The sequence below is a fragment of the Actinotalea ferrariae genome (assembly GCF_019733465.1).
GTDB classification, from domain to species: domain Bacteria; phylum Actinomycetota; class Actinomycetes; order Actinomycetales; family Cellulomonadaceae; genus Actinotalea; species Actinotalea ferrariae_A.
The window spans coordinates 1-14367 of record NZ_JACVQL010000197.1; the positions used below are offsets into that span (position 1 = coordinate 1).

Here is a 14367-nt window from a genome sequence, read left to right on the forward strand (position 1 = left end):
TACTCGTTGCATCGGCCGCTTGAAACCGCCCGCGCGTGTCGCACCGGAACGCTCCAGTCCGCGTGAGGGGTGGGCCGGCCACATCAGGACGTGGGCGGGTCACGTCAGGACGTGGCGCTCCAGGTAGTCGTTCCGGAAGGCGCCGCGGGGGTCCATCCGCTCGACGAGCGCCCGGAAGTCGCCCATCCGCGGGTAGAGACCCGCGAGCGCCCGGTCCCGGTCGGCGAACACCTTCCCCCAGTGGGGACGCGCGGCGAACGGCGCGAGCGCGTCCTCGAGCGCGGGGAGCAGGGCCACGACCTCGGGCTCGAGCGACTTCCACGTGAAGTGGATCCCCACGGACTCGCGGCCGTACGCCGTCGAGAGCCACAGGTCGTCGGCCGCGATCGTCCGCACCTCGCTCACGAGGAGCAGGGGCGCCACCCGGTCGCCCATCGCCCGCACGGCCCGCAGCGCCGCGGGTGCGTGCTCGCGGGGCACCAGGTACTCGGACTGGAGCTCGTCGCCGTGGCTCGGCGTGAACTCCATCCGGAAGTGGGGGAGACGCTCGTGCCACGGGCCCGGGACCCCGCGCTGCGCCGTCGTGCTGCGCGGGTCGACGCCCGCGAGCGGGTGCATCTCGGCCTCCGCGGCCAGCGCGCCGAAGTGGCGCACGTCCGCGGCGGTCCCGACGCCCGCACGCCCCCCGGTGCCGACGGCCTGCGCGGCGCCGCCCGCCGCCTCGTCGCCCGTGCCCGCGGGCACCCGCATCTTGCGCCACACCTGCCCGACGGCGTCGCCACGCCAGTCGGTGAACAGACTCACGCTGTCGGCGCTCGCGGTGATCTCGTCAAGGTGCTCGAGCGCGGCCTCCCACGGCAGCCCCGTGCGCACCTCCTGCGCGACGTCGTACGTGGGCTCGATCTCGAGCGTGACCGCCGTGACGACGCCGAGCGCGCCGAGGTGGACGACGGCGCCGGCGAGGTCGGCGTCGTCGGCGGTGAGGGTGACGAGCTCGCCGTCGGACCGCACGAGCTCCAGGCCCCGGACCGCCGAGGCGAGGTTGCCGCTCCGGTCGCCCGAGCCGTGCGTCGCCGTGGCGACGGCGCCCGCGACGGAGATGTGGGGGAGCGACGCGAGGTTGTGCACGGCCCACCCGAGCGGGTGGAGCCGGCCGGCGAGCGTCCCGTAGCGCGTGCCGCCGCTCACGCGGACGGTGCCCGCCGCGTCGTCGACCTCGACCACGTCCGGCAGCGCCTCGAGCGAGACCAGCGCGTCGGAGTCGGCGATGTCGTTGAAGCAGTGCCGGCTGCCGAGCGCCCGGATGCGGGGCGCCGCGGCCACGACCTCCTGGAGCTCGGCGACCGAGGTCGGCCGGTGCAGCACGGCCGCGCGGTAGGTGTGGTTCTTGGCCCAGTTGCGCCCGGGCGTCGTCTCGTCGGTGGTCACCGTCCCACTCTCGCAGCCCACCGGCGGTGCGGCAGGACGGGCCGTCACCCGGCCGCGGTGCGGACCAGGCCCGTCTCGTACGCGAGCACGACCGCCTGCACCCGGTCGCGGATGCCGAGCTTGGCGAGGATCCGCCCGACGTGCGTCTTGACGGTCGCCTCCGAGAGGAACAGCCGCTCGGCGACCTCGGCGTTCGACAGGCCGTCCGCGACCGAGCGCAGCACCTCGAGCTCGCGCGGCGTGAGCTCGGCCAGGCGCGGGTCCGGGCCGTCGGCCGCGGGGGCCTCGCCCGAGGACGGGAGCTGGCCGGAGAACAGCTCGAGCATGCGGCGCGTGATGCGCGGCGACACGACGGCGTCGCCCGACGCGACGGTCCGGATGGCCGCGACGAGGTCGGCCGGCCGCGCGTCCTTGAGCAGGAACCCGCTCGCCCCCGCGCGCAGCGCGGCGAACGCGTACTCGTCGAGGTCGAACGTCGTGAGGATGAGCACGCGCGTCTCGGGGTGGGCCGCGACGATCCGCTCGGTCGCCTCGATGCCGTTGACGCCGGGCATCCGGACGTCCATGAGCACGACGTCGGGCCGCAGCGCGGTGACCTGGTCGACGGCGGCGCGTCCGTCGCCGGCCTCGCCGACCACCTCCAGGTCGTCCTCCGCCTCGAGCACGAGCCGGAAGCCCATCCGCAGCAGTGCCTGGTCGTCGACCAGCAGGATCCTCGTCATGTCGTCCCTTCGTCCCACGGCAGCCGCGCGTGCACGCGCCACCCGTTCCCGTGCGGTCCGGCCTCGACCGTCCCGCCGTACACCGCGGCGCGCTCGTTCATCCCGATGAGCCCGCGCGGCGTCCCCTGACCCCCCTCGACCGGCACCGCGGGTCCCTGGTCGACGACCTCGACCTCGACGGCGCCGGGCACCCGGCGCACGAGCAGGTCGACACCGAGCGTGCCATGAGCGTGCTGCAGCGCGTTGGTCAGCGCCTCCTCCACGATGCGCACGACGGCGAGCTGGAGGGTCGGGTCGGGCGGCAGCGCGTCGCCCCCCACGCCCGTGGCGCGCAGCGGCAGGCCTGCGGCGCGGAACCGGTCCACGAGCACGGCGAGGTCGGGGGCGGTCGGCTGCGGCTCGAACGGCACGACGGCGTCGTCGGCGTCCGGCGTCTCCTCGTGCAGCACGCCCAGGAGCCGACGCATGTCGGCGAGCGCCGCGCGGCCCGTCGTGGACAGCTCGTCGAGCGCGGCGCGCGACAGCGCGGGGTCGCGCCGGACCGAGGACGCCGCACCGTCGCCCAGCGCGATCATCTCGGTGAGGCTGTGCGCGACGACGTCGTGCATCTCACGTGCGATGCGTGCGCGCTCGGCGGCCCGCGCGAGCTGCGCGTGCTGGTCCCGGTCGCGCGCGAGCGCGTTCGCCCGGTCGACCAGGTCGGCGACGTGCAGGCGACGGTTGCGCACGCTCGTGCCGACGGCGATGCACAGCAGCGCGGGCAGGACGAGCGCCACGACCATGAGGCCCCACACCTGCGGCGCCGCCGTCGAGGCGTACTTCTCGAGCTCGGCCCGGCTGTCGATCGGCCCGTAGCCGAGCGAGAGGACGCCGACCTGGCGCGGGAGCGGGAGGAGGGCGGCGAGGAGCATCGCGCCGACCGTGAGGGCGCTCGTCCACCACGTCACGAGGGCGGGCCGGGACGCGGCGACCGCGTACAGCGCGAACGCGAGACCCATCTCGAAGCCGGCCGTGCCCCCGGAGAGGGCGAGGGCGGTGGCACCCGCCGCCGCCATGACGACCGCGACGGTGGCCGGTCGACGCCGGCGCCAGACGAGCGTCACGGTGCCGACGACGACGAGGCTGACGCCCCACAGCTCCATGCGCTGGGCGAGGTCCCGGCCGAGGAGCATGTCGATCGGGTACATGCTCCGGGCGCCGGCGGCCTCGAGCAGGCCGACGAACGTGAAGCACAGCATGACGATCGCGTCCATGACGACGGGCCGCCGGACGAAGAACCGCCGGACCGGCCCGAGCCGGCGCGCCGACAGCTCCGTGAAGAGGGGTGCCTCGGTGACCGGTTCCTCGCTCCGCCTGCCCCGCCGCGCCACGGGAGCACTCTCCCAGGTGGGGCCCTCGCGCGGCAGCGCGGACGTCCCGCTGGTCGGCACGGGGCTCAGGCGTCCTCGCGGCGCAGGCGCACGGCCGCGACGGCGAGGAGCACGAGCACCCACGCCACGAGGACGCCGTACCCCTGCCACGGCGACAAGGTGGCGTTCGTCGACGTCGTGGTCACCGCGCCCATGACGTCGGACGTCACGAGCCGGTTCCCCGCGGTCGCGGGCAGGTAGGGGCTGATGGCCTGCAGCGGTGCCCACGGGATGAGGGCGATGGCGTTCTCGACCACGAGCACCAGCCCGAGCGTCGCGGCGACGCCGGCGGCCGACGTCCGGACGAGCGCACCGATCGCGAACGCGAGCGCGGTCACGGTGGCGAGGTAGAGCGGCGTGCCCAGCATGATCCGGGCGTCGTCGGCCTGCGTGAGGTCGATCGTCATGCTGGTCGCGCCGAACCAGCGCGCACTCGCCGCCCAGGCGAGGCCGACGGCGACGAGCGACGTCACCAGGACGGTCGCGACGATCACGGCCAGCTTGGTCCAGAGGACGGGGACGCGGGTGGGCGCCGCCGCGAGGCTCGTCCGGATCTGCCCCGAGGCGTACTCGCCGGTGATGGCGAGCACGCCCAGCGTGCAGAACACCAGCTGCGCGAGCGCGGCGCCCGACGTCACGTAGACCGCGCCCTCGACGAAGCCGGCGGCCTCGGGCACCTGGGCGATGCTCGAGGTGCGGCTCATGGCCATGGCGACCACGAGGGCGACGCTCAGCGCCAGCGCCCACCAGGTCGAGCGCAGGGTGCGGAGCTTGATCCACTCGGAGGTCAGCAGCCGGGACGCGGTCGGCGGCAGCACCGCGGTGCGCCGCTGCCTCGAGGTGGGTGCCGGGACGGCGAGGGTGGTCATGGTGCAGCTCCTGCGTGACGAGCGGTCGTGCGGACGATCTCGAACCTACGAGCGGGCCCGGTCCGGGCGGGACGCCCGCGAGGACCACATCGCGTCCGGGGCGCGCTACGACGAACGGATGAGGGTGTCGTCCCTGAGGACGCGCCCGCCCGTGGCCGGGCGGTGGCGCCTCAGCCCGCGCCGGGCCAGGGCAGCGCGGCGCGCACGCGCCACCCGCCCGCGAACGGGCCGGCCTCGACGACCCCGCCGTGCACGACGGCGCGCTCGCGCATGCCGATCACGCCGCGGCCGGAGCCGTGGCTCTCGGCCACCGGCACGCCCGGCCCGCGGTCGACCACCTCGATCTCGAGCGTCCCGTCGGTCCGTCGGACCGCGAGGTCGACCCGGGCGGTGCCGGGCGCGTACCGCAGCGCGTTGGTGAGCGCCTCCTGCACGATGCGGTGCACGGCGAAGCGCAGCGCCGTGCCGGCCTGCTGGAGCCCGGGGTCGGTCAGGCCCGTGGCCCGCACCGGGAGACCGGCGGCGCGGAACCGCTCGACGAGCGCCGCGAGGTCGAGCTGCTCGGGCTGGGGGTCGTACGGCGCCCCGGAGCCGTCCGTGCCGCCGTGGTCCGCGCCCTCCTCGTCGCCGAGCACGCCGAAGATGCGGCGGATGTCGCGCAGCGCCGTGCGGCCCGTGGCCGAGAGCTCGGCGAGTGCCGCGAGGGAGCGGTCGGGCGAGCGGTCGAGCGCGGCGTTCGCGCCGTCGCCCAGCGCGATCATCACGGACAGGCTGTGGGCGACGACGTCGTGCATCTCGCGGGCGATGGTCGCGCGCTCGGCGGCGCGGGCGAGGCGCGCCTGCTGCTCGCGCTCGCGGGCGAGTGCGTTCGCGCGGTCGACGAGGTCCGCCAGGTGGAGGCGCCGGTTGCGGACGCTCGTGCCGATCGCGACGGCGAGCAGCACGCCGACCACGAGCGCGACGGTCGCCCCCGACCAGTCGCCGCGCGCGACCGGGTCGCCGAAGGTGCTGGTCATCGTGTCCGGCGGAGTCCAGCCGTCCACGAGGTAGGCGGCGCGGCGCGGCAGCTCGAGCACGACGCCGGCGCCGGCGACGGCCGCGACGGCGATGCTCACCGTGCGCCAGGTCACGGCGGGTCGGTGCGTGGCGGCGACGGCGTAGACGGCCAGCGCGATGCCGAGGTCGAACCCGCCGACGTCGCCCGTGCCCGCGAGCGAGACGACGCCGAGCGCCGTCATCGCCGCGGCGACCGCGACCGGGCGCGCCCGGCGCCGGCTCAGCACGACGACGCCCGCGATGGTCAGGGCGCCGGTCCACCACGGAAGCTGCTCGGCGAGGGCGTCGTTCGCCCGGATGCTGTCGTACCGCATGCCGTCGGCGACGATGAGCGGGGGCAGGAGGGCGACGACGACGAACCAGAGGACGACCAGGACGTCGACGACGACGGGGTGCCGCGCGAAGAAGCGCCGCACGGGCCCGAGCCGTCGTGCCGACAGCTCGCTGAAGGGCGCCGGCGTCGGCGCGGCCTCGACCATCGTCAGCTCCTCCTCGTCGGGTGGGACTCCAGGGACCTCAGGGTGCCGTCCGCGGGCGCACGCCGCGAGCAGCCGCACGGAGGACCGCCCGTCGGGGGCGGTCCTCCGTGGTGCCTCGCGCCGTCGCCGACGGCGCGCCGCGAGGCGTCGTGCGGGCTCAGGCGTCGCGACGACGCAGCAGCAGCGCCGCGAGGCCGAGGAGCACGACGACCCAGGCGACCAGCACCGCATAGCCCTCCCACGGGCCGAGCACCGGGACGTGGGCCCCCTGGATGTCCGCCCACATCTCGGTGGCGTCGAGGCTGCCGTCGTCCTGGAGCACGAGGCTCCCGGCGCGCGAGGGGAGGAACGGCGCGATGACCTGGACGAGGCGTCCGGGGATGAGGAGCACGGCGTTCTCGAGCACGAGCAGCAGGCCGAGCACGGTCGCGATGCCGCCGGCCGAGCTGCGCAGGAGCGCGCCGAACGCGAACCCCAGCAGCGTGACCGTCGCGAGGTAGAGCGGCGTGCCCAGCACGACCCGGAGGTCGCTCGGGTCGGACAGGTCGATCGAGACGCCGAGGTCCGCGAACCACACGGACGAGCCCGCCCACGCGACCGCGACCGCGAGGAGCGAGGCGGCGAAGACCGTGCCGGCCAAGACGACCGCCTTGGCGAGCAGCACCGGCACCCGGCGCGGCTCGGCGGTCAGCGTCGAGCGGATCTGACCCGTCCCGTACTCACCCGAGATGGCGAGCACACCGAGGGTGCAGACGACGAGCTGGGTCAGGACCCACCCGCCGGTGACGAAGGCGGCACCCTGCTGCGCGACGCCGCTCCCGAAGTTCGCGGGGTCGGTGGCCGTGCCCCAGGTCTGGAGCACCCCGAACGCGACGAGGAGCAGCTCGGCGATGCCGAGGCTCCACCACGTCGAGCGCAGGCTGCGAAGCTTGATCCACTCCGACGCGACGAGCCGGCCGAAGGTCACCGGCTGCACGGGGGTGCGCGGGCGTGCCGGCGCGACAGCGGCGCGGACCGCGGTCGCGGCGCTCATCGCGCGCTCCCGGCGGGCACGCGGGTGGTCGCGTCGGCGACGGGGGCCGAGTGGTACTCGACGTCGTCGGCGGTCAGGCGCATGTAGGCGTCCTCGAGCGAGGCCTGGACGGCCGAGAGCTCGTGCACCGCGACGCCGGCGCGCAGCGCCGTCTCGGCGATGTGCGCCGTCGTGGCGCCCGCGACCTCGAGGAGGTCGCGCTCGACCGAGGTGACCGCGTGGCCCTGCGCGGTGAGCGCCTGCTCGAGCGCGTGGGCCTGCGGGGTGCGGACCCGGACGAGGTTCGTCTGCGCGCGCGCCACGATCTCGGCGACGGGCGCGTCGGCGATGAGCCGGCCGCGGCCCACGACGACGAGGTGGTCCGCGGTGAGCGCCATCTCGCTCATGAGGTGCGAGGAGAGGAAGACCGTGCGGCCCTCGGACGCGAGGTGGCGCAGCAGGGTGCGGACCCAGAGCACGCCCTCGGGGTCGAGACCGTTCACGGGCTCGTCGAGGATGAGCGTGTGCGGGTCGCCCAGCATCGCGGCGGCGATGCCCAGCCGCTGACCCATGCCGAGCGAGAACTTCCCCGCACGCTTGGTCGCGACGCTCGCCAGGCCGGTCATCTCGACGACCTCGTCGACCCGACGGCGGCCGATGCCGTGCGTCGCGCCGAGCGCGAGCAGGTGGTTGCGCGCGGAGCGGCCGGTGTGGACGGCCTTCGCCTCGAGCAGCGTGCCGACCTCGCCGAGCGGGGCACGGTGCTGCGCGTAGGACTTCCCGTTGACCGTGACGCGCCCGGCGGTCGGGTGGTCGAGCCCGACGATCATGCGCATCGTCGTGGACTTGCCGGCGCCGTTGGGACCGAGGAACCCGGTCACCTGCCCCGGCCGGACGGTGAAGGACAGGGCGTCGACCGCCGTCTTGTCCCCGTACCTCTTCGTGAGCCCTACGGCCTCGATCATGGTTCCTCCTCGTGTCGGTGTGCCTCGAACGTAGGAGCGGGCCGTGCGCGCCCACGAGGCCCGCAGGGACGAGATCGCGGCCGCCGGCCGCTACGCCGCGAGGATGACGGGGTCCTCCGCGAGGGTGCGCTCGTGCCGGTCGCCCGGCCGCGGAGGAGTGACGCTCGACAGACGCTTAACTAGATGGTTAAGTGTTTGCCGTGACCGACCCTGCCGCACCCGCCACGCTCACCCGCACGTTCGGGGCCCTGAGCGACCCCACGCGCCGCGCCGTGGTGCGGCGCCTCGTGCACGGTCCGCTCACCGTGGGCACCCTGGCCGCCGAGCACGCGATGTCGTTGCCCGCGTTCACGAAGCACATCGGCGTGCTCGTCGACGCCGGGCTCGTGGCGCGGCGCAAGGTGGGTCGCACCGTCGAGTGCACCCTGCGGCCCGCCGCCCTCGCCGAGGCGCACGCCTGGCTGGACGACATGACGGCCTTCTGGACCGGCAGCCTCGACCGCCTCGAGGCACTGCTCGACGACACGCAGGAGGACAGATGACCGAGGTCCGCCTCGAGCGCACGCTCACGGCACCCCCCGAGAAGGTCTACGCGGCCTGGACCGACGCCGCGCTGCTGGGGCGCTGGCTGTGCCCGAACCCCGCACTCGAGGTGGAGGCCACCGCCGACGCCGTCGTGGGCGGCCGGTACCGCGTCGACATGGGCGCCGGGACGTACGTCGTCGAGGGCGCGTTCCGCGAGCTCGACCCGCCACGCCTCGTCGTCGTGAGCTGGCGCTGGGCGACGTCGGACGAGCCCGAGACGACCGTGCGTGTCGAGCTGGCTCCGACCGTCGACGGCGGCACGCACCTCACGCTCCTGCACACGGGCCTCGTGGACGCCGAGGACGCGCAGGGTCACGCCGAGGGCTGGGAGCTCAGCCTCGACCGCCTGGTCGCCCTGACCTGACGACCCGCGCGGTCCCGCGAGCACGGGCAGCCGCCCGGGCACACGAACGCCCCCGGCCGGTGCGGCCGGGGGCGTCCGTCGTTCTCGGGGTGTCAGGCGTCCCGACGACGCATGAGCACGGCCGCGAGCGCGAGCAGCACGACGACCCACGCGACGAGCACGCCGTAGCCCTGCCAGGGCGTCAGCGTCGCGACGTCGGAGCCGGCGTCCATCATCTGCTGGGTGGCGGCGTCCATCGTCAGGCGGCTGCCGGCCGTCGACGGGAGGAACGGGCTGATGACCTCCAGCGGGCGCCACGGGATGAGCGCGAAGGCCTGCTCGACCACGAGCAGCAGGCCCAGCACGATCGCCAGCCCCGCGGCCGAGTGCCGGACGAGCGCGCCGATGGCGAACGCGAGCGCGGTCGCCGTCGCGAGGTACAGCGGCGTGCCGAGCATGATCCGCAGGTCGTCGCTGTTCCCGAGGTCGATCGCGAGGCCCAGCTCGTCGAACCACGGCATGCTGCCGACCCACGAGAGCGCCACCGCGAGCACCGACACGAGCAGCACCGCCGAGAAGATGACGACGAGCTTGGCCCACAGCACGGGCAGGCGGCGCGGCGCCGCGGCGAAGGTCGACCGGATCATCCCGGTGCTGTACTCGCCGGTGATCGCGAGCACGCCGAGCACGCAGAACGCGAGCTGGCCGAGGAACGCGCCGCCCGTGACGAAGACGGCGCCCGAGAGGTTCGGGAACTCGATGTCGTCCGGGATCGTCGACGTCCCCCAGGTCTGGAGGACGGCGAGCGCGATCATGAGCACGGCGCCGACCGCGAGCGTCCACCACGTCGAGCGCAGCGAGCGGAACTTGACCCACTCGGCGGCGACGAGGCGGCCGAACGACGACGGGCGCACCGTGGTGCGCGGGCGCGAGGCGCCCGGGGCCTGGGCGGCGAGCGTGGTCATCGGAGGGCTCCTTCGGTCGGCGTGTCGTTCGGAGCGGTGGAGGGCACAGCGCCCGGGCGGCCCGGGGCGCCCGGCTGCGGCACGGGCGTCGAGTGGTACTCGACCTCCTCCGCGGTGAGCTGCATGTAGGCGTCCTCGAGCGACCCGTGCATCGGGGTGAGCTCGTGCAGCACGACCCCGGTCGCCGCTGCGGCCTCGCCGATCGCCGGTGCGCTGCTGCCGGTGACCTCGAGCAGGTCCTGCTCGAGCGCCGTGATCGTCGCGCCCTGGGTGCGGAGTGCGTGCGTGAGCGCGTCGGCCTGCGGCGTCCGCACGCGGACCGTCGTCGTCTGCGCGCCGGCGAGGATGTCGCCGACCGGGGCGTCGGCGATGATCCGGCCGCGGCCGATCACGATGATGTGGTCGGCCGTCAGCGCCATCTCGCTCATGAGGTGCGAGGAGAGGAAGACGGTCCGGCCCTCGGACGCGAGGTGACGCAGCAGGTTCCGGACCCACAGCACGCCCTCGGGGTCCAGGCCGTTGACCGGCTCGTCCAGGATCAACGTGCGCGGGTCGCCCAGCATCGCGGCCGCGATGCCGAGGCGCTGGCCCATGCCGAGCGAGAACCCGCCGACGCGCTTCTTCGCGACCGCCTGCAGGCCGGTCATCTCGATGACGTCGTCGACGCGCTTGCGGCCGATCCCGTGCGTCGTCGCGAGCGCGAGCAGGTGGTTGTAGGCGGAGCGGCCGGTGTGCACGGCCTTGGCCTCGAGCAGCGTGCCGACCTCGCCGAGCGGCGCACGGTGCTCGGCGTACGGCTTGCCGTTGACGGTGACGTGCCCTGCGGTCGGTCGGTCCAGGCCGACGATCATGCGCATCGTGGTCGACTTGCCGGCGCCGTTGGGACCGAGGAATCCGGTCACCATCCCCGGCCGGACGGTGAAGGAGACGCCGTCGACGGCGGTCTTGTCCCCGTACCTCTTCGTGAGACCCGTGGCCTCGATCATGGTTCCTCCTCAGGTGTGACGCCACGAACCTAGGGGTCCGTGGCGTCACCGCGGGAGGGTCTCGAGACGGAGGACGACCGCCGGCCGGACTACGCCGTGAGGATGATGCGCTCCGCCGCGAGGCGGGCGGTCACCTCAGGCGGAGGGCACGGGGCAGGCGACGCCCGTCGAGTGCACCGGGCAGTACCCGTTCGGGACCTTGTGCAGGTACTGCTGGTGGTAGTCCTCGGCGTAGTAGAAGACGCCCGTGCCGGGAGTGCCGTCGGCGTCGTGGACGGGCCGGATCTCGGTGGTGATCGGGCCGTAGCCGTTGCGGCGCAGCTCGGGCTCGAACGCCTCGCGCGTCGCCTGCGCCGCCTCGGCCTGCTCGGGCGTCGTCGGGTAGATCGCCGACCGGTACTGGGTGCCGACGTCGTTGCCCTGCCGGAAGCCCTGCGTCGGGTCGTGCAGCGACCAGAACGTGCGCAGCAGCTCGGTGGTGCTCAGGACGGCGGGGTCGTACGCGACGAGGACGACCTCGGTGTGACCGGTCATGCCCGTGCACACCTCCTCGTACGTGGGGAACGTCGTGTAGCCGCCCTGGTACCCGGCGGCCGTCGTGACGACGCCCGGGAGCTGCCACATCTCCTTCTCCGCGCCCCAGAAGCAGCCGAGAGCGAGGTAGATGACCTCGGTGCCCTCCGGCCACGGGCCCGCGAGCGGGGTGCCGAGCACGGCGTGGCGCTCGGGCACGCGGTAGGCGTAGGCGTCCCGGCCGCGCAGGGCACGCTCGGGGGTGACCATCGTGGTGCGCAGTCGCGTTCCGAACACGGAGACCTCCTGGTCCGACCGCCGACGTCGCGGTGACGCCGGCCCGTGACCTCGCGGTCGCGGGGTCACGCCGGGTCAACGCCGCGGTGGGTGCGCACTGTTCCCGCCCTCTAGCCTGGGTCCGTGAGCGACGACACCCACGACTGGACCTCCGCCGGCTTCTCGACCCGCGCCATCCATGCGGGCTCCGACCCCGACCCGACGACGGGCGCCGTGGTCCCGCCGATCTACCAGGTCTCGACCTACAAGCAGGACGGCGTCGGCGGACTGCGCAACGGCTACGAGTACTCGCGCTCGGGCAACCCGACCCGCACGGCGCTCGAGGAGGCGCTCGCGGCCGTCGAGGGCGGCTCGCGGGCCTTCGCCTTCTCGTCCGGCCTCGCCGCCGAGGACACGCTGCTGCGCGCCGCGCTGCGGCCCGGCGACCACGTCGTCGTGCCCGACGACGCCTACGGCGGCACCTACCGCCTCGTCGCGCGGGTGTTCGGCCCGTGGGGCGTCGACCACACGCCGGTCGACCTGTCCGACGTCGACGTCGTGGCCGCCGCGATCGAGCCGGGCCGGACGAAGATGGTGTGGGTCGAGACGCCCACCAACCCGCTGCTCGGCGTGAGCGACATCGCGGCTCTGGCCGCGCTCGCGCGCGCCGCCGGCGCCGTGCTCGTGGTCGACAACACGTTCGCGACGCCCTACCTGCAGCAGCCGCTCGCCCTCGGCGCCGACGCCGTCGTGCACTCGACGACGAAGTACATCGGCGGCCACAGCGACGTCGTCGGCGGTGCGGTCGTGGTGGGCGACGGCGCCCAGCTGCCGGTCGGCCTCGAGGGCCCGACGGGCACGGCGTCCCTGGCCGACGCCGTCGCGTTCCACCAGAACGCGTCGGGCGCGGTGGCCGGGCCGTTCGACGCGTGGCTCACGCTGCGCGGCCTCAAGACGCTCGCGGTGCGGATGGACCGGCACTGCTCGAACGCGATGGCCGTCGCGCGGTTCCTGCGCGAGCACTCCGCGGTGACGCAGGTGATCTACCCGGGGCTCGAGGACCACCCGGGCCACGCGATCGCGTCGACGCAGATGAGCGGGTTCGGCGGCATGGTCTCGTTCCGAGTCGGCAGCCGCGAGAAGGCGCTCGACGTGTGCGCGCGCACGAAGGTCTTCCTGCTCGCCGAGTCCCTCGGCGGCATCGAGTCGCTCGTCGAGCACCCGGGTCAGATGACCCACGCGTCGGTCGCGGGCTCGGCGCTCGAGGTGCCCGACGACCTCGTGCGGCTGTCGGTGGGCATCGAGGACGTCGCGGACCTCGTCGCCGACCTCGGGCAGGCACTGGCGTGAGCCCCGGCCGCAAGGGCGCGCCGGGAGTGCGCACGTCGGCGTCGGCGGCTCCGGTCGGCGCGAGGACGACCACGGACCCGGCCCCGACCACGGACCCGGCCGCGGGCACGGACCCCGCTGCGTTCGTGGACCCCGCTGCCGGGCTCCCGGAGCCGCGGCCGGTCGACCCGCGGCCGGCCACCGAGTCGGTGCCGCGCTCGGTCCGCGTGGCGGCCGCGTTCTCCTGGCGGATCCTGCTCGTCCTCGTCGTCATCGGCGTGGTCGGCCTGCTCATGGCCTACACCAAGGTGCTGTGGGTCCCCGTGGTGCTCGCCCTCCTCCTCACGGTCCTGCTCTCGCCCGTCGTGGACTTCCTCGTCCGGCGCGCGCGGCTGCCGCGCGGCGCCGCCGCCGGGATCACGGTCGTGCTGCTGCTCGCGCTCGTCGGCGGCCTCGTGACGCTCGCGGGGCGCGAGATCGCGCAGGGCTTCGGCGAGCTGTGGGACCAGACGCAGGCGGGCTTCGAGGAGCTCCTCGTCCAGCTGGCGGCCAGCCCGCTCGACCTCGACCAGACGCAGATCGACGCCTACATCGACCAGGCGCAGGAGCAGCTGAGCGCCAACAGCGGGACGCTGATCTCGGGCGCCGTCTCAGTGACCACGACCCTCGGGCACGTGCTCGCCGGGTTCGTCGTAACCCTGTTCTGCCTGCTGTTCTTCCTCAAGGACGGCGACCTCATCTGGACCTGGGTCCTGCGCCTGCTCCCCGAGCACTCGCGCGTCCGGGCCCACGAGGCGTCGCGCCGAGGCGTCGTGACGCTCGCGGCCTTCACGCGCACGCAGATCCTGGTCGCCGGGATCGACGCGATCGGCATCGGCGTGGGCGCGGCGATCCTCGGCATCCCGCTCGCCCTGCCGCTCGCCGTGCTCGTGTTCCTCGCGAGCTTCATCCCCTTCGTCGGCGCCATCGCGACCGGCGCGATCGCGGTGCTCGTCGCGCTCGTCGACCAGGGCGCCGGCACCGCGCTGATCATGCTCGCGATCGTCCTCGGCGTGCAGCAGCTCGAGAGCCACGTGCTCCAGCCGCTCCTGCTCGGCCACGCCGTGTCGCTGCACCCGGTCGCCGTGCTGCTCGGCGTGGCCGCGGGCTCGCTCGCCGCCGGCATCGTCGGGGCGCTGCTCGCGGTGCCGCTCATCGCGACGCTCAACACCGTGATCCTGTACCTGCACGGACGGGACAAGTTCCCCGCCCTCGGCCTGGACACGCACGGGTTCGCCGAACGCATGCGCCGGCTCGAGGGCCCCGTGAACGACCCGGGCGTGGGGGCGTGAGCCGGTGAGCACGCAGGCGTCGGCCGCCTCGGGCGCTGCGGGCGCCCCGAGCGGCCCCGCGGGCCGCGGTACCGCGAGCGGCTCGGCGGGCCGTGGCGC

General features: G+C 74.6%; 14 protein-coding genes. 4 read left to right on the forward strand and 10 right to left on the reverse strand.

Annotated elements, in window-relative coordinates:
* Positions 1-99: 99 nt before the first annotated feature.
* The 7 genes from ICW40_RS15120 to ICW40_RS15150 all read right to left on the reverse strand — a co-directional run bounded on the left by ICW40_RS15120 (position 100) and on the right by ICW40_RS15150 (position 7940).
* Positions 100-1428, reverse strand: coding sequence for a D-arabinono-1,4-lactone oxidase (locus ICW40_RS15120; RefSeq protein WP_221654845.1), 1329 nt, complete (start codon positions 1426-1428; stop codon positions 100-102).
* 44 nt (positions 1429-1472) lie between these two features.
* Entirely contained in the window at positions 1473-2150 is a 678-nt protein-coding gene (locus tag ICW40_RS15125; protein ID WP_221654846.1) for a response regulator, read from the reverse strand.
* Complete coding sequence (locus ICW40_RS21635; protein WP_221654847.1) at positions 2147-3580, reverse strand: sensor histidine kinase; 1434 nt, start codon at positions 3578-3580, stop codon at positions 2147-2149. The genes ICW40_RS15125 and ICW40_RS21635 overlap by 4 nt, the downstream gene beginning before the upstream one ends.
* A 5-nt stretch (positions 3581-3585) precedes the next feature.
* Positions 3586-4428, reverse strand: coding sequence for an ABC transporter permease subunit (locus ICW40_RS15135; RefSeq protein WP_221654848.1), 843 nt, complete (start codon positions 4426-4428; stop codon positions 3586-3588).
* Positions 4429-4598: 170 nt separating this feature from the next.
* Positions 4599-5963 carry a sensor histidine kinase gene (locus ICW40_RS15140; RefSeq protein WP_221654849.1) on the reverse strand — a complete coding sequence of 455 codons (1365 nt, stop codon included), beginning with the start codon at positions 5961-5963 and terminating at the stop codon, positions 4599-4601.
* A 157-nt stretch (positions 5964-6120) separates the two neighbouring features.
* A complete protein-coding gene (locus ICW40_RS15145) occupies positions 6121-6996 on the reverse strand; it encodes an ABC transporter permease subunit (RefSeq protein WP_221654850.1) in 876 nt (291 codons plus the stop codon).
* Positions 6993-7940, reverse strand: coding sequence for an ABC transporter ATP-binding protein (locus ICW40_RS15150; protein WP_221654851.1), 948 nt, complete (start codon positions 7938-7940; stop codon positions 6993-6995). The genes ICW40_RS15145 and ICW40_RS15150 overlap by 4 nt, the downstream gene beginning before the upstream one ends.
* A 200-nt stretch (positions 7941-8140) precedes the next feature.
* On the opposite strand from ICW40_RS15150, the gene ICW40_RS15155 reads away from it, so the two are divergent.
* Together ICW40_RS15155 and ICW40_RS15160 are read left to right on the forward strand one after the other, a co-directional pair.
* On the forward strand, positions 8141-8482 hold the full coding sequence (locus ICW40_RS15155) for an ArsR/SmtB family transcription factor (protein ID WP_221654852.1): 342 nt from the start codon (positions 8141-8143) through the stop codon (positions 8480-8482).
* On the forward strand, positions 8479-8889 hold the full coding sequence (locus ICW40_RS15160; RefSeq protein WP_221654853.1) for an SRPBCC family protein: 411 nt from the start codon (positions 8479-8481) through the stop codon (positions 8887-8889). Before ICW40_RS15155 ends, ICW40_RS15160 begins: the two co-directional genes overlap by 4 nt.
* A 92-nt stretch (positions 8890-8981) precedes the next feature.
* Here ICW40_RS15160 and ICW40_RS15165 read toward each other — a convergent pair whose 3' ends face one another.
* The 3 genes from ICW40_RS15165 to msrA all read right to left on the reverse strand — a co-directional run bounded on the left by ICW40_RS15165 (position 8982) and on the right by msrA (position 11602).
* Positions 8982-9833 (reverse strand): ABC transporter permease, encoded by an 852-nt coding sequence (locus tag ICW40_RS15165; protein WP_221654854.1) that lies wholly within the window; start codon positions 9831-9833, stop codon positions 8982-8984.
* Entirely contained in the window at positions 9830-10819 is a 990-nt protein-coding gene (locus ICW40_RS15170; protein WP_221654855.1) for an ATP-binding cassette domain-containing protein, read from the reverse strand. The genes ICW40_RS15165 and ICW40_RS15170 overlap by 4 nt, the downstream gene beginning before the upstream one ends.
* A gap of 135 nt (positions 10820-10954) precedes the next feature.
* The gene (gene msrA, locus ICW40_RS15175; protein ID WP_221654857.1) at positions 10955-11602 is read right to left on the reverse strand and encodes a peptide-methionine (S)-S-oxide reductase MsrA; all 648 of its coding nucleotides are present in this window, start codon (positions 11600-11602) and stop codon (positions 10955-10957) included.
* Between the two features lie 150 nt (positions 11603-11752).
* Between msrA and ICW40_RS15180 the strand changes: the two genes are divergently transcribed.
* Positions 11753-12958: a cystathionine gamma-synthase gene (locus tag ICW40_RS15180; RefSeq protein WP_221654856.1), complete on the forward strand. Its 1206-nt coding sequence runs from the start codon at positions 11753-11755 to the stop codon at positions 12956-12958.
* On the forward strand, positions 12955-14268 hold the full coding sequence (locus ICW40_RS15185; protein ID WP_308121841.1) for an AI-2E family transporter: 1314 nt from the start codon (positions 12955-12957) through the stop codon (positions 14266-14268). The genes ICW40_RS15180 and ICW40_RS15185 overlap by 4 nt, the downstream gene beginning before the upstream one ends.
* The last annotated feature ends 99 nt before the right edge of the window (positions 14269-14367 follow it).

What these genes read in the sequence shown, in the direction of transcription:
- ICW40_RS15150 (WP_221654851.1), bottom strand. Translation starts at nt 7,940, where the DNA reads ATGATCGAGGCCGTAGGGCTCACGAAGAGGTACGGGGACAAGACGGCG.
- ICW40_RS15145 (WP_221654850.1), bottom strand. Translation starts at nt 6,996, where the DNA reads ATGAGCGCCGCGACCGCGGTCCGCGCCGCTGTCGCGCCGGCACGCCCG.
- ICW40_RS15160 (WP_221654853.1), top strand. Translation starts at nt 8,479, where the DNA reads ATGACCGAGGTCCGCCTCGAGCGCACGCTCACGGCACCCCCCGAGAAG.
- ICW40_RS15170 (WP_221654855.1), bottom strand. Translation starts at nt 10,819, where the DNA reads ATGATCGAGGCCACGGGTCTCACGAAGAGGTACGGGGACAAGACCGCC.
- msrA (WP_221654857.1), bottom strand. Translation starts at nt 11,602, where the DNA reads ATGGTCACCCCCGAGCGTGCCCTGCGCGGCCGGGACGCCTACGCCTAC.
- ICW40_RS15165 (WP_221654854.1), bottom strand. Translation starts at nt 9,833, where the DNA reads ATGACCACGCTCGCCGCCCAGGCCCCGGGCGCCTCGCGCCCGCGCACC.
- ICW40_RS15125 (WP_221654846.1), bottom strand. Translation starts at nt 2,150, where the DNA reads ATGACGAGGATCCTGCTGGTCGACGACCAGGCACTGCTGCGGATGGGC.
- ICW40_RS15140 (WP_221654849.1), bottom strand. Translation starts at nt 5,963, where the DNA reads ATGGTCGAGGCCGCGCCGACGCCGGCGCCCTTCAGCGAGCTGTCGGCA.
- ICW40_RS15135 (WP_221654848.1), bottom strand. Translation starts at nt 4,428, where the DNA reads ATGACCACCCTCGCCGTCCCGGCACCCACCTCGAGGCAGCGGCGCACC.